Here is a 16,897-nt window from a genome sequence, read left to right as displayed (position 1 = left end):
TCTCCATGTTCGATCGATCACTCTTCACGCAACACTTCGAGCGGCTTCTGCCCTAAGACGCGAAAGCTCGCGGCCCAGCCGGTCGCAACCGTGGCAGCAGCGGTAGCCAGCAGAGCGAGCGCCGCCCAGCTCCAGTGGAAGTGAAACGGAACCGACATCCTTCCGAGCAGAACACGCGCGATGATGTTGGCGAAGGCAATCCCCACGATGCCCGCGACCAGCCCGAGAACCGCAAACTCGATCGAGAAGACAGCGGCGATACGTGCCCTGGTAGCTCCCAGCGTCTTCAGCACGACCACCTCCCGAACCCGGCGATAACGCGTTCCCGCAATGGCGCTCGCCAGGATGACGATGCCCGCGAAGACGCTGAAGGCCGCGAGAAACTGAATCACGTAGGTGATCTGAATCACCACGGAGCGCACAGTCTCAAGCGCCTGCGCGACATTGATGACCGTCACCGTAGGATACTCTCGGTACAGTGCCCGCTGCAGCTGTCCCACGCGATTCGGATCTGCATGGACACCGCCGTACCAGACAACCGGCAGCCCCTTGAGAACTGGCTCCGGAAGAATAAACTCCGCCCGTGCATAGGTGTGCTGTCCATCCACCTTGGTGAGCGCGACGACTGTAGCGACGATCTCGGAGTCCTGCGCGGCGAAGGTCACCTTCGACCCCACGTGAACGCCGAGACGCTCCGCCTGTCGCTGCCCGATCGCAACCACAGGCTTATTCTCCTGCGCGGACCACCATGCGCCATCGACGACCGTCGTACCCGGAGGCGCGCTCGTAAAGGTTGTGAGTGAGATCGATCGCAACATCCTTCGAGGAAAGTTTTTGAGCGTGGCTTTGGTGGCAGGAACTCCGTCGATAGCAATGATGCGCGAGGAGACGACCGGCAGAAGCTCCGGTTCCGAGGTCACGCTGGGTTGCGACTTGAGCAGACGTCGAACGCCATCAATTTCCTTGGGAACTATATCGACGAGAAAAACATTGGGCAGATTGGGAGCACTCGAAAGGTGGAGCTCCCTTACGACTGCGTGCTGGACCAGAAACACCGACATGATCTGCATCACACCCAGCCCAACGGCAGCCAGCAGGGCCGCGGAGGGATTGCCCGGGCGATAGAGATTGGCAAGCCCGTGCCGGATCGCCGACGGCAGATGCAATCGGGTCTTGCCGAGAAAACTTCGCAAGGCAGCGAGAAGCGCGGCGCAGGCGGCAAGCAGAACAGCCAGGACCGCGACAAGGCCGAGCGAAAACACCTGTCCAACCGTCGCGGAGTCAGACAATGTCGTCGCAATTGCGGCGAGCCCGGTTAGAATAAGCACCACCGCAGCGATCTGAGAGAGATTCTGGGTCGCTCTCTTCCGCAGCGCGGTCAGGAACGGGTCGGAGCTCTCGTCGACGGTGCGGCGAAGAATGAGAAGAGGCCGGACCGAGCGGATGTCGAGCAACGGAGGAAGAGTGAACAGGAGCGTCGTAAGAATGCCCACACCAAGCCCGGTCAACACCGTGCGCATCTGCAGATGCACGACCGTCGGGACACCGAGCAGCTTTCCCAGAAAGTAAGGAAAAGCCATCTGCACCAATCCCCCGAGAGCGACTCCCAGAAGACCCCCCAGCAACCCGAGCAGAAGCGTTTGAATCAGGTAGATGCGGATGATCTCGGCAGATCCTGCGCCGAGAGACTTCATGATCGCAATCGTATCGAGCCTCTGCTCCAGATGAGCACGCATGGCCATGGCAACGCCGACAGCGCCTAGAACGAGGGCCACCAGGCTCATCAACGAAAGCAGACTGGTGGCGCGATCGAGCCCCTGGGTGAGCGCGGGATTGGTCTCGCGGTAGTCGATCACCTGAGATTCAGGCAGAAGCTTTTCAAGCCGCTCCTTCAGATCTGCAACCGCCTTCTCGGAGATGGGTGTGCCGTTGGCGGGCCTCGGAACCTTGAAGAGATACCGCTGCCCCGCATGGCTGCCCGGCGCAAGCAGACCGCTGGTATCGAGCCCCTCGCGCGAGATAAAGACACGCGGCCCAGCGGCAAAGTTCCCGGAGAGCCGATCGGGCTCGTTCACCACAACAGCCGCAATGCGAAAGAGGCGGCTACCGATCTTCAACGAATCCCCAACATTCAGATGAAGCCTTACGAGCAGATCGTCGGCGACAATAACCGTGTCGCTCTTGAGAACGTCCTTCAGCTTACCCGCCGGCGCGAGCTCTACGTCTCCATAGAACGGATAGAGCGAAGGATCGACTGCTTTGAGCGAGACAAGAAGAGGGTCGAGCGTTTTGGCTGAGCTCGCCATCGAGAGCATCTCGGTGACCGGAGTTATCTGGACGGATTCTGCCGCGATGGCATCCAGTCCCTTCTGCTCCTCGGGCGTGGGCTGCTGAAACATGCGTGCGGAGAGATCCGCCGCCATGATCGACCGGGCACGATCGAGCAGCGCACCACGAAAGGAAGAGGAGAAGCCACGGACGCCGGTCAGCGCGGCGACGCCAATGGCCACCGACAGGACGACGAAGAAGAACTTGCCGCGCGAGAAGCGAAGCTCGCGGGTGGCGATCTTGATGGCAGAACGATACGAGAGCGCGGCCATCGCTAGACAGCCGCCGCAGGTTGAACGGGCTGCTGCAGTGCGTCGGAGATGACGGTTCCGTCACGAAGCACGATGCGTCGGTCGGCATAGCCTGCCAGCACCGGATCGTGCGTGACGAGAACGAGTGTCGTCCCTACGGTGCGATTGAGATGCAGTAACAACTCGAGCACGTGGGCGCCGTTGGTCGTATCGAGATTGCCGGTCGGCTCGTCCGCCAGAACGATGGGCGGACGAAGGATGAAGGCTCGCGCCAGGGCGACTCTCTGCTGTTCGCCACCGGAGAGCTGCACGGGATAGTGATCGAGCCGGTCGCTCAGCCCCACACTGCTCAGCAGCTCGCGAGCGCGCTGCTGACCGTCGTTGCCGTTTGAATCTTCGGCGTTGAGCTCATAGGGCAGAAGAACATTTTCCAAAGCGGTGAGCGTAGGAACAAGTTGATACGACTGAAAGACGAATCCCACGGTCTTTCCCCGAACCTTGGCAAGCTTGTCTTCGGGCAGGTAGGAGATCGCGTTTCCGTTCAGCCGCACATCCCCGGCGCTTGGAGTATCGAGGCCCGCCAGCAGGCCCAGAAGGGTCGATTTGCCGCTGCCGGAGGAGCCCATGATCGCCACAAACTGCCCGGCAGGAACGGTAAAGCTGATGCCTTTGAGGATATCGACCGTGCGAGCCCCATTCCGGATCGATTTGCGTAACCCTTCGACCGCAATCATCGTAGATCCTTCCTTCACTCCCTGGCCCCCTCGGCTCGACGTCGTCTTGTTTGATAGATTCGTAGCAATGCGGCGAGTCGCCATTGTTCCTATACTAGCGGCAATCCTGATCTCTCTTACGGGTTGCCGGTCCAGCCAACCTCCACCGGTCTCATCGTCACAGGAGGCGGAGACGACGCCACAGTCGCCTACAACTGTCGGGAACGAGACCCCTGAACCTTCACTTGAGAGCGATACGCGTCCTCGCATCGTCTGCTTCGGCGACAGCCTGACGGCGGGATACGGAACCGATCCGGGGCAGGCGTACCCTGACTTCCTGCAGGCCGATCTTGACAGCAAGGGATACAGCTATCGAATTGTGAATGCAGGCGTCAGCGGCAATACGACGAAGGATGGCGTCGAGCGCGTCGACAGGGTGATCGCGATGAAGCCCGCGCTGGTTGTGGTGGAGTTCGGCGGGAACGATGGCCTGCGGGGGATGCGAATCGCCGACACGAGGGCCAACCTGGACAAGATCGTCTCGGCACTGGTCGCCAGCGGTACCCAGGTGGTGCTGGCGGGCATCACGCTACCTCCGGACTATGGCCCGGACTACATTCGTCAGTTCAACCAGACTTATGACCTGGTAGCGAAGAAGTACCGCATACCCATGATTCCCTTTGTACTGAAGGGAGTCTTCGGGGTCGACGGAATGATGCAGCCGGATCGGACCCATGCAACCGGGGCAGGCAACAAAGTCGTCGCGGAGAATATCTTCGGACTGATTCAGCCTTTGCTCAAGAAGCAACCCTCTAGCCAATCACGACAGTAGGCTGGATCAGCGTGCCAGCGACACGCCGCCCAATGGCAAGCAGGTCAACCGGGCTGGTAAAGATCTTGATCAGCGGTGCGTGCGAGAAGTCCGGAACATTGACCTGCAATCCGTTCCGCAGCCTGCCCGCAGTCTGCTCGTCGACCGTGACGCTCGGCATCTCGGGCAGCAGAGTGCGCGGATGCGGCAGCCGAGCCTCGATACCGGAGGGGGTGAGCGATTTCAGCTCATCGATGCTGATTGTATGATCCAGGGTGAAAGCTCCTGCGCGCGTCCGCCGAAGCATCGAGAGATGGGCTCCGCACCCGGCAAGCTGACCCAGTTCCTGTGCGACGGAACGGACGTAGCCTCCAGCGGAGACATGCATCGTGAAGGCCGCCTCCTCGGCATCGAGGGAGAGAAGCTGGAAGTCGTGAATGGTGATGCGAGCGGGCTTCACCGCTACCTCGGCGCCCGCCCGGGCAAGCTTGTGAGCGGGAACACCCTGAATCTTCTTGGCGGAGTAGACGGGAGGCACCTGATCTAGCTCTCCGCGAAAGCTTTCAGCCAGCCTGCGGAGCTGCTCGAGGGTCAGAGTCAACGGCTTCGGCGGCGAGCTGGGCGTGCCTTCGGCATCGAAGGTATCCGTAGCGTAGCCGAAACGTATTCGGCCCTCGTACCACTTATCTGACTGCCCGAGAAACTGCGCGAGGCGAGTGTATTTTCCCATCAGCAGGGGCAAAACTCCTGTTGCCATGGGATCCAGGGTGCCAAGATGACCGATCGAGCGCTCGCCGGAGGCCCGCCGGACGATCGCAACCACGTCGTGCGAGGTGATACCCGCAGACTTGTCTATAACCAATAGTCCATTCATTCCATCGAATAGTGTAGCGGCTATGGCCTCTAGTGTGGCGACAAGAGATTAGTACTGTGAAGTCAGCTTGCGTTCACTGATCTGCGAGTCGGGTTGGAAATCCCTCTTGGTGAGTATCGGCTTGTGATTCCTTCGGCGTGGCACCACTTAGCAGACAGGCTGTTCGTTAAGGCCGGGAGCCTTGAATGAGGATGTCCACGAACTGCCGCGCCTTTTCGGGCCAATCGTCTGTGCTGCCCGCGCTGGAGACCCCATAGATGGCGCGCAGCATGTCCATTGGATCGACATCTGGCCGAAGATCTCTGCTGGCGATGGCGCGGCTCGCTAGCGCATTGGCGGCCTCTTCCATGAGACCGTTGGTCTGCTGAAACACCGGAGAAGGGCCGCCTGCCATTGCGTTCAACGCCGGAGCGATGATCTTTTTCGCAACAATGTAGTCGATGAAGATCAGCATCCACGCCCGCAGCGCCTCGACCGGAGGCAGCTCGGCGGAGAACTTTCTCTGCGCCTCGGCCAGCTTCTCGACTTCGCTGATATAAACGGCGGCCAGCAGCTCATCGCGCGTAGGAAAGTGACGGTAGAGCGTCCCCGGGCCGATCTTGGCGCGCTTGGCGATCTCGTCCATGCTGGCCTCGGCGCCTCGGCGCGTGAAAACCTGCTTCGCGACTTCGAGAATCCGCTCACGGTTGCGCTGCGCGTCGGCTCGGGGCTTGCGGCCAGTTCTCTTTGCGGCTGACGTTTTCATCGACTTTTTCTGAAACCGGAGGAACTCTCCGATAATCTCATTAGCATAACGGAGATTGACTTCGTTTTATTCCGGGCCGAGGCCCATGTCAAAGATTTGTGATCGGAGTGTGCAGCATGGCAGCGAAATTTGGAGCAAAGTCAACGACGGAAGATGTCCTCGAAGGGGTCGATCTGAAGGGTAAGCGGATTCTGGTCACGGGGGTGTCTGCGGGCCTCGGCGTGGAGACGGCCCGTGCGCTGGTGGCGCATAACGCAGATGTTTTAGGCGCAGCACGTGATCTGGAGAAGGCAAAGCGGACCACATCGGAAGTCAGCAAGACCGCGGCGGAGACCGGCGCGAGCTTCGAGGTGGTCGAGCTCGATCTCGCCAGCCTGAAGAGCGTGCGCGCCGCCGCGGACAAGCTGGTTGCCGATGGCCGCCTATTCGATGTGATCATCGCAAATGCCGGCGTCATGGCGACTCCGTTCGGGAAGACGGAGGATGGTTTCGAGACGCAATTCGGGACCAATCACCTGGGCCACTTCGTCTTTGTGAACCGTATCGCGAAGCTCATCAAGGACGGCGGACGCTTGGTCAACCTCTCTTCCTCAGGGCACCGTTTCAGCAATGTGGACCTGAACGATCCCAACTTTGAGACGACGCCGTACGAATCCTTCGTGGCTTACGGGCGTTCGAAGGCCGCGAACATTCTCTTCGCAGTTGCTTTCGATCAGCGGCATCGAGAGCACGGGGTCCGCGCGGCGGCTGTACATCCAGGAGGCATACAGACCGAGCTTGCCCGCCACATGGATCCGGCCCACATGGAACAAATGGTCAAACAGATCAATGAACAGGCCGCAGCAGAGGGCAAAGGGCCGTTCCAGTTCAAAACGGTTCCCCAGGGAGCCGCCACGTCAGTATGGGCAGCTGTTGTTGCGCCCGCCGAAGAGGTAGGAGGACGGTATTGCGAGAACTGCCACGTGAGTGACGTCGTCGCAGATGATGCCAGGCTGGGCCTGCTTGACGAAGGAGTGCGCGGCTACGCTCTCGATCCACAAAACGCTGTTGCGCTTTGGAAGAAAAGCGAAGAACTGGTCGGCGAGACGTTCCAGTAAGCAGGTGCCTGGGGACAGGCGAGGTGGCTTGGCCGCGCATTTGTGGACCTAAAGGAGACATCATCATGCGTATCTTTGTGACCGGGGCAGCGGGATTCATCGGTTCGGCGCTTGTTCCGGAGTTGATTCAGGCAGGGCACCAGGTGCTTGGGCTGACACGATCGGAGGCCGGCGCCGAAGTTCTGCGAGCAGCTGGAGCCGATGTGAAGCATGGCAATATCGAGGACCTCGACAGCCTGCGCGACGGAGCGGCCAAGTCGGACGGCGTCATTCACATGGCCTTCAACCACGACTTCTCGCAGTTCCAGAAGAACTGTGATGACGACCGCAAGGCGATCGAGGCGATGGGCGAGGTGCTGCTGGGCTCGAACCGGCCGTTCGTTGTCACCTCGGGGACGGCGATCGCGGCCAATGTCAATGGCAACCCATCGACGGAGGACGGAGCGACCGCTTCGTGGAACCCGCGCGCAGCTTCGGAAGCGGCGGTGAAGGAGTTGACGACGCGCGGCGTAAACACCTCGGTGGTGCGGCTGCCGCAGGTGCACGACATGCGCAAGCAGGGGCTGGTACCCTACCTTCTCGCGGTGGCGCGCGAGAAGGGTGTCTCGGCGTACATCGGTGACGGCAACAATCGCTGGCCGGCGGCACACGTTTCCGACGTGGCGCTGCTGTACCGTCTGGCGCTTGAGAAGGCGGAGCCGGGCGCGATCTATCACGCGGTCGACGAGGAGGGCGTGTCGATGAAGGCCATCGTCGAAGCGCACTCCCGCGGGCTGAAAGTTCCGGTGGTCAGCATCAAGCCTGAGGAGTCAGAGGCACACTTTGGCTGGCTTGGCCGCTTCGCCGGGCACGATATGCCGGCCTCCAGCGCGCTCACGCAACAGAAGCTGAACTGGAAGCCAACAGGGCCGGGCCTGATCGCCGACCTGGACGGCATGGACTACACACAAGTCTGAGTCGACCGACGGCGCACCGGTGGCTGCCTGCAGAGTGCCGGTGCGCTTTTCGTTAGGCCTCGCAGGCTTCGAGCATGGCTTACACGTGGCAGGGAGCCTCTAGGAGCTTGTTGAAATAGCTAGAGCTGACTCCTTTACTGATGAGGTTTTGGGTTGATGCAGGGGAGTTGGGTTGTTTATGACGGCTGGCTGGCGGATTCTGCGGCATGTTTTCTTGCCGGGTTGAAGACTCAACCGGCCTTCAGGCGCACTGCTGCTGTGGGTCCTGCTGAGTATGGCTTTGGATGAGCCTTGGCAGACGCAGCAGGTTATGTGCGGCGCAGCTGAAGACGAAGATCCAGTCGACCTTGGCGAGTCCTCGCACCTTCAGCTGGTCGAGCGGACCGGTCTGCTTCAACCAGCCAAATGTCTTCTCCACGAGCCAGCGGCGGCTGAGGCTGAGCGCATAGCCGGCGTGCCGGGTGGTCCTGCCATCGAGGTTCGAGCGGCGTCCCTTGTCGTTCTTCTGCACATGTGCGGTGACGTTGAGGGCGCGGGCTCCGGCGATGAAGTCCTTCGCGTCGTAGGCCTTGTCGGCACCAACCGTGATGCGCCGCGAGCTGTTCTTCTGCCGCTCGTCGAGCATCAGCAGGGCGGCGTCGCGCTCGGCATGGCCGTCGGCCTGGGTCGCCATCGCGGCGGCGATCAGGCCGTTGCGGTTCTCCACCAGCGCATGGCCCAGGTACGCGAGCTTCGACTCCTTGCCATAGCTCTTCTTGTAGAGCCGCGCCTCCGGATCGGTAGTCGATTGATGGGTCTCGTTCGACCTCTTCTGCCCACGGAAGTTAGTGCCGTCGCCATCATCGGAGCCATCCTTCGGCCGGAAGCTCTTCTGCGATGCCCAGGCCTGGATCAGCGTGCCGTCCACGGTGAAGTGCTCGTCACTCATGAAGCGCTTCGCCAGCACGTTCACCTCGGCGAAGAACCGCTGCGCCACGTCCGACGTCAGCAGCCGGTCGCGGTTCTTGGAAAACACGGCATGGTTCCACACCGCGTCGTCCATGCCCAGGCCGACGAACCAGCGGAACAGCAGGTTGTAGTTCAGCTGCTCGACTAACTGGCGCTCCGAACGCACCGAATAAAACGCCTGCAACAACAGCGCCCGCAGCACATACTCGGGCGCAATCGAAGGACGGCCTGATGCCGAATATAGCGCATCGAAATCCTCGTTCAGCGACACCAGAACTGCATCCGTCAACTTGCGAATCTCGCGCAAAGGATGATCCTGTGGAACCCGCTGCTCCAACGTCACACAACTGAACATCTCACCCTGAACCCGCTCGTCGCCACGCATACAACAGAGACGGACCAACACCCAGATCAGACGAAGCCAGAACCTATTTCAACAAGCTCCTAGACGACTGATCAGTAATGGAAAGTCGGCCAGTGTTTACCGATGGCCGCCACGACATTACCACCGGCTCTCAGCTAGCACGAAGATGTCCTCTAAATTCCAGATTGATCGCTGACTCAAATCAAAGAATCGAACAGGATGAATGCTCGACCGATAGCGCTCCGGTTTTCTCATGATTCACATGCAACAATTCGCGTTCCATTTTGTCAGCGAGTATAGGTCGTCTCATTTCTCGCAACCACGCAATTGCCTTCATAATTCCTGTGGTTGTGTGCGCCTCTTCGTTGAGTGCTATTTTCTCGTCCCTCAGCTATTGTTGTACCTTCCCAGGCACACACGGTCTTGGCGAAATCGTAGTGTGCAGCTACACGAGTGTCATTTTGGAAACCAGAAGCCAAAATGAGAAAACATTTCCACTCAGATAACGTAGAGGTTGGCAACTCAGTATAAAAGATGGACACATTAATCGGACAAGTCGTGACAACCCCTTCAGCACCTCCTATGGGGACCTTTTATGGCGCATGGAAGTGCAATAAGTCGGACAGCTGCAACGCAGTCTTTTATTCCTTTGCTTCTGATTCCACTGGCAATGTCGCACTGCAAAGGCTGAGTCTTCGGTTACACCTTACGGGACGAAACAGCCTGGCTGGCACCGGCGAAAGTTCCTCGTGCAATTTGCAGGGTGAAAACTGCGTTGACCAACCAGGTGGTTTCCGATTTACGGGCAAGCGCATGACGTCAAGGGAGGAGTAGAAGATCATTCGGACCGGAGTCGACCTGGACCATCTGAACCCCAATTGCACCGGCGCAAACGCGAGTTGCATTCGGCGTTTGTTGGGAACCTGCTACAGATGGTCAAATGCAGGTTCTTCGACTCCCTTCGCTTCGCTGGGGTCGATTAGGATGACAGGCGGGTGGCCCACATCCTGATCGCCCGCCAAAGCTCGGTGCCCGAGGTCTCGATTCTGATACCTGGGATAGCACTAACCTCAGCCCGACTTCGGTCACGACTCAAATGTCGATTCGCGCCAAATCGCCAAGTCACTTGTTGACGGCGCTCATTTCACATGGACGTGTAGTCGCCATCTCAGACAAGTGGCTCAGGTAGCTGCCGGAAAACGGGTTATCGGCAACTTCAATCGAACTTGCCGCAAGGCGGGGCGGTCTCAACCGGTCGATGCCACACCATCTGATATGAATCATTTTTCTAAAGGTGGTGTTTATGACACAAGGAAAACGGGACAGGCTTTCCGCGGAGAGGACCGACATGTGGCGCCGTTGGAAGGCGGGCGAGTCGTTGCATGAGATTGGGCGCGCCTTCGGCAAGCACCATGGCTCCATTCAGTTCTTGTTGTCGCAGCGGGGCGGGATAGTTCCGGCCGCTCGTCGGCGCTCGCTGCGAACGCTGACGGTGGCCGAGCGGGAAGACATCTCACGAGGAATTGCTTCCGGTTCGTCGATTCGGGAGATAGCCAAAGGGTTGCAGCGGGCTGCGTCGACGGTGAGCCGGGAGGTGGCGGGTCACGGCGGGGGTCAACTCTATCGAGCCAATGAAGCCGATCCTCAGGCCTGGGAGTCGGCTCAGCGACCCAAGGCGTGCCTTCTTGCCATCCGCGGGAAGCTGCGGACGATCGTTGCCAGTAAACTGATCCTGGACTGGTCGCCGGAACAGATTTCGGGATGGTTGAAGATACGGTATCCCAAGAACGAGAGCATGCGCGTGTCCCACGAAACCATTTACCGCAGCTTATTCATCCAGGCACGAGGAGTGTTGAAGAAAGAAAGAGCTGATTCAGCACCTGCGGTCCAAGCGGTGTATCCGCTGCTCACGGCACTCTCGGGCTGGCGGACAGTCCCGAGGTCAGATCGTCGATGCCATCTCCATTCGGGAAAGACCTGCAGAAATTGAAGACCGCGCCATTCCCGGTCATTGGGAGGGCGATCTGCTCGGCGGCACCAGGAACAGTCACATCGCAACACTGGTGGAACGACATTCGCGTTTTACCATCCTGGTCAAAGTGCCCAGCAAAGACACAGCGACGGTCGTCGCCGCGCTGAGCCGGCAGGTTCGTAAGCTCCCCGTGTCCCTGCGGCGCTCGTTGACGTGGGACCGAGGGCTGGAGATGGCCAAACACAAGAGCTTCACGGTGGCCACGAATGTGAAAGTCTACTTCTGTGATCCGCAGAGCCCTTGGCAGCGCGGCACCAACGAAAACACGAACGGGCTGCTGCGACAGTACCTCCCTAAAAAAACCGCCTTGTCCGGCTATTCTCAATCCGATCTCGACAAAGTAGCGCTGTGCTTAAATCAACGCCCGCGAAAAACCTTGGACTTTGAAACTCCTGCGAGTAAACTCCAAGCCGGTGTTGCATCGACCGGTTGAGACCGCCGGACTTTCCGGGCAGTGGACATCAAGTTATCTATGAGCTCCGCTCCAATTCATTGAATGCTGTTGAGTTCAGCTCCCAGGATTAGTAATGGAAACGCCCGTTCTCGTCACTGATGATAAGCCGCCTTCAGGGGGCCCATCCTTCAATCATAGGCTGCGAAGGGCGGTCATGAAGTTTTCGACCTTGCGGGTGGACGAGGCCTTGCCGGATTTCAGGTTGCGCTCGATGCACAACCCAGAAAAAAAGGACAAAACCATCTCCGCAATTGCAGAAGAAGCCATCCTGGGCTTTTCGGCTTCGATATTCATGGAGAGAAGGTGGTGCAGCAATGCTCGATTCCCGGTAATGGCGCCATAAGCCTCGTCCGGAAGGATGGCGAACTCCCGCATCGAGTTGATGGCAAAACATCCCTGCTGTTCTCCGTTGTTCAGGGGACCATTCTTGAGAAATGTTTCGATGTTCTTCCAGCCGAGAGGCTCTTTGGTGAGAAGCCCTCTCTCGTCCTGGCTCTCAAGATAGTGCCGAAGGCACGCTACAAACAGATCTTCCTTGTCGCGAAACTCCGTATAGAGCCCTGACTTGTTCACGCCTGTGGCTCGTTCCAGGTCCTGAAGACTCGTGTCCGCGAATCCGTGCTTCCAGAAGACAGGCATCGCCTTCTCCAGCACTTCCTCGCGGCTAAAGTTCTTCGGGCGCCCCATGCACACATTATCTGATAAAGAACTAAATAGTTCAATATTTCTGCATCCCCCGCCGCAGCTTCGCCATCATATAGAACCAAACGGTTCATAAGTCTGGCTGGGGCGGGCAAGATCGCAGTCAGTTGAATCAGTGGAGCAGTGAATTATTCACGGAAACAGAGGAGAATCTATGTCTAAGTTGGCTAACAAAGTGGCACTCGTAACCGGCGGTTCCCGGGGTATTGGCGCAGCGATTGCAAAGCGTCTGGCCGCCGATGAGCAAGCGTGGCCATCACGTATGCGAAGGACGCGAGCGCGGCTTCGGCGGTGGTCAAAGCGATTGAGCTCGGTGGCGGAAAGGCTGTCGCGATCCAGGCAGACGTTGGCGACGCCAAAGCTGTTAAGGGTGCAGTCGAAAAGACCGTCGCAACCTTCGGCAGACTGGATGTGCTTGTGAACAACGCCGGGACAGCCATCCCGAAACCGTTCGAAGAGGCCACACTGGAGGAGATGGATCGTGTGATCGACATTAACATTCGCGGCGTATTCGCCACCACCCAGGCTGCGCTGAAGCACATGAACGATGGTGGCCGCATCATCATGGTCGGTTCGGCGGTGGGAGAGCGCGCTGTTGCGCCCGGGCTGGTGCCATACGCGGCCACGAAAGGAGCCGTCAAGATGTTCACTCAGGCGTTATCCAGAGAGGTCGGTAGCCGGTGCATCACGGTCAACAACGTTCAGCCGGGCCCCATCGACACGGATTTGAATCCCGCGTCGGGTGATTGGGCGGTACCGCAGAAGGCTGCCACAGCGCTCAACCGCTATGGGCTCGTTGAGGAGATCGCGGCAATGGTGGCATTCGTCGCCGGTCCTGAATCCTCGTACATTACCGGGGCGAATCTGACCGTCGATGGCGGAATGAACGCCTAAAACAGTGTGTCCGCCCAGCAATGGGCCCAAAGAGCGATCAATCCCGTCATGTGAAAGGGCAAGAGGGCGAATAATGGCTGCACTTCAAAACAAAACAGCACTTGTGACGGGCGCATCGAGAGGAATTGGCCGCGCGACGGCAACGGCGCTCGCTGAGGCCGGGGCGCACGTCCTGGTTCACTATGGCCGCTCAAAACAGGAAGCGGAGTCTCTTGCGGTCGAGATCCGAGGGGAAGGCGGGCGTGCAGACGCAATCTCGGCAGACCTGGGAACTCCAGACGGTGCTGCGCTACTAGCGAAACAGGTGCGCTCTATAGTCGGCGATCGCCTGGACGTGCTTGTGCTCAATGCCGGGATCAGCAAACTGGCTCGCATCGCGGATCACACGGTAGAGGATTTTGACAACCTCTTTGCGACCAACGTCCGAGGCCCGTTTTTCCTGGTGCAGCAACTCCTTCCCGTGCTGGGTGATGGTTCAAGCATTGTTGCTATCTCCTCTGCTGTAGCCCGCACCGTGGTGGGCAAGCCCGGTTTGGAAAATCCTTCCGTTCTTGCCTACGCCTCTACCAAAGGGGCTCTTGAAACTCTGGTCAAGCACTTGGCTGCCATCCTCGGGCCGAGCGGCATACGCGTAAACGCTGTCGCTCCAGGCGTCATCGATACAGATATGTCGAATTTCACGAAGACAGAAGCGGGACGCGAGGTCGCGCTGGGAATGCAGGCGTTGAAGCGGCTCGGCAAGCCCGAGGATGTTGCCGACGTAGTCGCTTTTGTAGCCTCCGGTGCCGCGCGCTGGATCACTGGTGCCAGTATTCCCGTCGATGGCGGTTCGAAGCTCTGACAGGCAACATGAGGAACGCAATGAATAACACTCCGAGCAAAGGTAAAGAGATCAAAATCCCTGGCCCCGACCATCCCATCACGATTTCGCCAGTTGAGGGCAAGGTTCGTGTCACGGTCGCTGGAAGGATCGTTGCTGAATCGACACAAGCACTTCAGTTGGAGGAGAAGGGATATCCACCCGTCTACTACCTGCCGCGCGGCGATGCGGACATGTCCTTGCTCGTTCGGACAGCGCACTACACCTATTGTCCGTACAAGGGCGATTGCGCGTACTACAGCATTCCCCTTGGCGGAACGAAATCGGAATATGCGATTTGGACCTACGAAAACCCTTACGAGGCAGTCGCCGACATTGAGGACCATCTGGCGTTTTATCCCACGCGCGTCGATGCAATCGAAGTAGTTGCCTAAGAACGTTCACCTGCCAATCATCCGGACACACCCCAGGAGCCGAACATGCCAAAGACAACACCTGAACAGAACAAGGCGATCGTTCTCGAAGCCTTTGACACCCTCTTCAATAAACGCGACTACGCGGCGGCAGAACGCTTCTGGTCGCCGAAGTACATCCAGCACAGTGCGCACATTGCGCCGGGACGTGAAGGACTGTTCACTCTTGTCCGCTCCTCGCCAGATACGTTGCGCTACGAAAACCAACTCATCGTCGCAGAAGGCGACTACGTCATCGCGCACGGCCGTTTCACTGGGATAGGAAGGCCCGCAGCCTGGATTGCGGCCGACGTTGTCCGATTCGAAGACGGTGTTCTTAAGGAGCATTGGGACGTTTTGCAGGACGAGGCTACTAAGGCTGAATCGGTCAGCGGCCTTCCCATGTTCGGCGACACATTTCCCGAGTGAGAGCCGAAAACATCGCCATCGTTCTGGCGGCGTTCGACACCCTTTTACCAAAGCAAGGAGACATGAGCTATGACTTCACCCGTTGTTGCGAATGGCAAATATGTGATTTTGGGCGCGAGCGGGAACACCGGCTCCATCATCGCTGATTATCTGTTACTAAAGGGCAAGAAAGTGCGCGTCATGGGACGCGACGTTGGGCGGCTACAGCGCTTTGTGGACAAAGGAGCTGAAGCGTTCACGGCTGATTTGAGCGATGTGGCTGCGCTCAACAAGGCCTTCAACGGTGCACACGCGGCGTACTTGATGTTGCCGCCGGCAAAATCTCGCGAGGACCAGGAGCAAGAGAGCACTGCGATCGCGCAAGCTGTGAAGGAGTCTGGCGTTGGCTACGCGGTGCATTTGAGTAGCTATGGTGCACAGGTTCCGGAGAGCACCGGGCCAGTTGCGGGGCTGCATTCTTCGGAGCAAAAGCTAAACGCGATAAGCGGCTTGAACGTCTTGCACCTGCGGGCCGCGTACTTCATGGAGAACAATCTGAAGGCCATCGGCATGATCCATGGGATGGGGTTGCTAGGAAATGCACTGCGACCCGATGTGAAGCTACCCATGATCGCGACCCGCGACGTTGGCGACTATGCAGCGGAGCGCCTTCTGCGCCTGGATTTTTCCGGCAAACAAACCCGCGAGTTGCTTGGTGAGCGCGACCTGTCGATGACGGAAGCTACCGCAATGATTGCGCGCGGCATTGGCAACCCCGATCTGGAGTACAAGCAGTTTCCCTATGACCAAGTGGAGCAGGTATTGACGGAGATGGGTATTCCGCCGAAGGGAGCTGCCATGTACATCGAGATGTACAAAGCCATCAACACAGGAGTCCTCATTCCATTAGAGCCGCGTTCGCCGGAGAACACCACACCGACTTCCTTTGAAAACTTCGTGCAGGATGTTTTTGCGGCTGAGTATCAACAGAACAAGGGACACTGAGGCAGGCCACCAATGACTGGAACTAAAAAGCTGCAAGGAAAAGTAGCAGTGATTACTGGTGGCACCACCGGGATCGGGTTGGCTGCCGCAAAGCTCTTCGTCAAGGAGGGCGCCTACGTCTTCATCACGGGTCGCCGCCAAAAGGAGCTAGACGAGGCCGTGGAAGCAATTGGCAGCAACGTCACTGGCGTTCGGGGAGACATTGCCAAATTGACCGACCTTGATCGTCTCTACGAGCTCGTCGCGGCCAAGGGGAGAATCGATATCGTTTTTGCCAATGCTGGCGTCGCCGAATTTGCTCCCCTTGGCAAAATCACGGAGGAGCATTTCGACAAGCTCTTCGACATCAACGTCAAGGGAACACTGTTCACGGTGCAGAAAGCCTTGCCGCTGCTGAATGATGGAGGTTCGATCATCCTCAACGGCTCGGTAGCGAGCGTAAAAGGTACGCCCGCCTTCGGTGTCTACGGCGCGACGAAGGCCGCTCTCCGCTCCTTCGTCCGAACCTGGACCTCGGATATCAAAGACCGTCATATTCGTGCCAACGTTATTAGCCCGGGGCCGACCGATACGCCGGTTATCGATGGACAGCCCGCAGACGCTATTGCACGAATCGTGTCCACCATCCCGATGGGACGGATGGGGGATCCCGATGAAATTGCCAAAGCGGCGTTGTTTCTGGCTTCGGATGACTCCAGTTTCGTCACAGGTATCGAACTGTTCGTTGATGGCGGCAGAGGGCAAATATGAGCGTGAGCTCATTGAATGCGACGGAATTGCTTCCGGGAAGCCGACTTTTCACAGGACTAGTCCGAACCTCGATGAGCGCATTGGCGATTTGTACTAAACCCGCTCCGCGGGTAGGTGGAAGCGTGGTAGAGTTTTTGGCAGGACAAGTTGCATGTTGCCCACGGCAGTCACAACGCTTCCGCTCAAGTCAGCACAAAATAGCTGCGATGGATTGAATCCCCATAAAGCAATTGTCCTGCCAAAACCTCACCGGGTTTAGTACAAATCGCCGTATCCACAATGCTCGCTCCAAA

14 protein-coding genes and 2 pseudogenes are annotated in these 16,897 nt (G+C 58.5%); 10 read left to right on the top strand and 6 right to left on the bottom strand.

Translation table 11 applies throughout. The annotated features are described in order from the left end of the window. Positions 1-17: 17 nt before the first annotated feature. Together BDD14_RS23535 and BDD14_RS23530 are read right to left on the bottom strand one after the other, a co-directional pair. Entirely contained in the window at positions 18-2,600 is a 2,583-nt protein-coding gene (locus tag BDD14_RS23535; RefSeq protein ID WP_130421738.1) for an ABC transporter permease, read from the bottom strand. 2 nt (positions 2,601-2,602) lie between these two features. Beyond that, complete coding sequence (locus BDD14_RS23530; RefSeq protein ID WP_130423543.1) at positions 2,603-3,313, bottom strand: ABC transporter ATP-binding protein; 711 nt, start codon at positions 3,311-3,313, stop codon at positions 2,603-2,605. Between the two features lie 67 nt (positions 3,314-3,380). Here BDD14_RS23530 and BDD14_RS23525 point away from each other — a divergent pair, with 67 nt between their 5' ends. Further along, positions 3,381-4,124, top strand: coding sequence for an arylesterase (locus BDD14_RS23525; RefSeq protein ID WP_130421736.1), 744 nt, complete (start codon positions 3,381-3,383; stop codon positions 4,122-4,124). Here BDD14_RS23525 and truB read toward each other — a convergent pair. Together truB and BDD14_RS23515 are read right to left on the bottom strand one after the other, a co-directional pair. Further along, positions 4,105-4,977 carry a tRNA pseudouridine(55) synthase TruB gene (gene truB / locus BDD14_RS23520; RefSeq protein ID WP_130421735.1) on the bottom strand — a complete coding sequence of 291 codons (873 nt, stop codon included), beginning with the start codon at positions 4,975-4,977 and terminating at the stop codon, positions 4,105-4,107. The genes BDD14_RS23525 and truB overlap by 20 nt on opposite strands. 166 nt (positions 4,978-5,143) lie before the next feature. Further along, positions 5,144-5,722 carry a TetR/AcrR family transcriptional regulator gene (locus BDD14_RS23515; protein WP_130421734.1) on the bottom strand — a complete coding sequence of 193 codons (579 nt, stop codon included), beginning with the start codon at positions 5,720-5,722 and terminating at the stop codon, positions 5,144-5,146. A gap of 116 nt (positions 5,723-5,838) precedes the next feature. Between BDD14_RS23515 and BDD14_RS23510 the strand changes: the two genes are divergently transcribed. Together BDD14_RS23510 and BDD14_RS23505 are read left to right on the top strand one after the other, a co-directional pair. After that, positions 5,839-6,819, top strand: a complete 981-nt coding sequence (locus tag BDD14_RS23510) for an SDR family NAD(P)-dependent oxidoreductase (RefSeq protein ID WP_130421733.1) — start codon at positions 5,839-5,841, stop codon at positions 6,817-6,819. Between the two features lie 65 nt (positions 6,820-6,884). Then, positions 6,885-7,775: an SDR family oxidoreductase gene (locus BDD14_RS23505; RefSeq protein WP_130423541.1), complete on the top strand. Its 891-nt coding sequence runs from the start codon at positions 6,885-6,887 to the stop codon at positions 7,773-7,775. Between the two features lie 241 nt (positions 7,776-8,016). Here BDD14_RS23505 and BDD14_RS23500 read toward each other — a convergent pair whose 3' ends face one another. Further along, positions 8,017-9,108: an IS5 family transposase gene (locus BDD14_RS23500; RefSeq protein ID WP_130417184.1), complete on the bottom strand. Its 1,092-nt coding sequence runs from the start codon at positions 9,106-9,108 to the stop codon at positions 8,017-8,019. A gap of 1,282 nt (positions 9,109-10,390) precedes the next feature. On the opposite strand from BDD14_RS23500, the pseudogene BDD14_RS23495 reads away from it, so the two are divergent. Beyond that, a pseudogene (locus BDD14_RS23495) lies at positions 10,391-11,552 on the top strand (IS30 family transposase). A 153-nt stretch (positions 11,553-11,705) separates the two neighbouring features. Here the strand turns inward: BDD14_RS23495 and BDD14_RS23490 are convergent. Further along, the gene (locus BDD14_RS23490; protein WP_130421731.1) at positions 11,706-12,260 is read right to left on the bottom strand and encodes a TetR/AcrR family transcriptional regulator; all 555 of its coding nucleotides are present in this window, start codon (positions 12,258-12,260) and stop codon (positions 11,706-11,708) included. Between the two features lie 169 nt (positions 12,261-12,429). Here BDD14_RS23490 and BDD14_RS23485 point away from each other — a divergent pair. From BDD14_RS23485 to BDD14_RS23460, 6 genes and pseudogenes are all read left to right on the top strand, one after another. Then, positions 12,430-13,169, top strand: a pseudogene (locus tag BDD14_RS23485) (3-oxoacyl-ACP reductase family protein). A gap of 73 nt (positions 13,170-13,242) precedes the next feature. After that, entirely contained in the window at positions 13,243-14,010 is a 768-nt protein-coding gene (locus BDD14_RS23480; RefSeq protein WP_130421729.1) for an SDR family NAD(P)-dependent oxidoreductase, read from the top strand. 20 nt (positions 14,011-14,030) lie between these two features. Further along, the gene (locus tag BDD14_RS23475; RefSeq protein ID WP_130421727.1) at positions 14,031-14,423 is read left to right on the top strand and encodes a DUF427 domain-containing protein; all 393 of its coding nucleotides are present in this window, start codon (positions 14,031-14,033) and stop codon (positions 14,421-14,423) included. Positions 14,424-14,468: 45 nt separating this feature from the next. Beyond that, a complete protein-coding gene (locus tag BDD14_RS23470; protein ID WP_130421725.1) occupies positions 14,469-14,870 on the top strand; it encodes a nuclear transport factor 2 family protein in 402 nt (133 codons plus the stop codon). Between the two features lie 69 nt (positions 14,871-14,939). Next, positions 14,940-15,854: an NmrA family NAD(P)-binding protein gene (locus BDD14_RS23465; protein WP_130421723.1), complete on the top strand. Its 915-nt coding sequence runs from the start codon at positions 14,940-14,942 to the stop codon at positions 15,852-15,854. A 12-nt stretch (positions 15,855-15,866) separates the two neighbouring features. After that, complete coding sequence (locus tag BDD14_RS23460; protein WP_130421721.1) at positions 15,867-16,604, top strand: SDR family oxidoreductase; 738 nt, start codon at positions 15,867-15,869, stop codon at positions 16,602-16,604. The last annotated feature ends 293 nt before the right edge of the window (positions 16,605-16,897 follow it).

This window comes from Edaphobacter modestus (genome assembly GCF_004217555.1).
Taxonomy (GTDB): Bacteria; Acidobacteriota; Terriglobia; order Terriglobales; family Acidobacteriaceae; genus Edaphobacter; species Edaphobacter modestus.
The sequence above is the reverse complement of the archived record's forward strand: the minus strand, read 5'-3'. Positions and strand labels throughout refer to the sequence as shown.

Coding starts and splice junctions, on each gene's coding strand:
- BDD14_RS23535 (WP_130421738.1), bottom strand. CDS start 2,600: ATGGCCGCGCTCTCGTATCGTTCTGCCATCAAGATCGCCACCCGCGAG.
- BDD14_RS23530 (WP_130423543.1), bottom strand. CDS start 3,313: ATGATTGCGGTCGAAGGGTTACGCAAATCGATCCGGAATGGGGCTCGC.
- BDD14_RS23525 (WP_130421736.1), top strand. CDS start 3,381: ATGCGGCGAGTCGCCATTGTTCCTATACTAGCGGCAATCCTGATCTCT.
- truB (WP_130421735.1), bottom strand. CDS start 4,977: ATGAATGGACTATTGGTTATAGACAAGTCTGCGGGTATCACCTCGCAC.
- BDD14_RS23515 (WP_130421734.1), bottom strand. CDS start 5,722: ATGAAAACGTCAGCCGCAAAGAGAACTGGCCGCAAGCCCCGAGCCGAC.
- BDD14_RS23510 (WP_130421733.1), top strand. CDS start 5,839: ATGGCAGCGAAATTTGGAGCAAAGTCAACGACGGAAGATGTCCTCGAA.
- BDD14_RS23505 (WP_130423541.1), top strand. CDS start 6,885: ATGCGTATCTTTGTGACCGGGGCAGCGGGATTCATCGGTTCGGCGCTT.
- BDD14_RS23500 (WP_130417184.1), bottom strand. CDS start 9,108: ATGCGTGGCGACGAGCGGGTTCAGGGTGAGATGTTCAGTTGTGTGACG.
- BDD14_RS23490 (WP_130421731.1), bottom strand. CDS start 12,260: ATGGGGCGCCCGAAGAACTTTAGCCGCGAGGAAGTGCTGGAGAAGGCG.
- BDD14_RS23480 (WP_130421729.1), top strand. CDS start 13,243: ATGGCTGCACTTCAAAACAAAACAGCACTTGTGACGGGCGCATCGAGA.
- BDD14_RS23475 (WP_130421727.1), top strand. CDS start 14,031: ATGAATAACACTCCGAGCAAAGGTAAAGAGATCAAAATCCCTGGCCCC.
- BDD14_RS23470 (WP_130421725.1), top strand. CDS start 14,469: ATGCCAAAGACAACACCTGAACAGAACAAGGCGATCGTTCTCGAAGCC.
- BDD14_RS23465 (WP_130421723.1), top strand. CDS start 14,940: ATGACTTCACCCGTTGTTGCGAATGGCAAATATGTGATTTTGGGCGCG.
- BDD14_RS23460 (WP_130421721.1), top strand. CDS start 15,867: ATGACTGGAACTAAAAAGCTGCAAGGAAAAGTAGCAGTGATTACTGGT.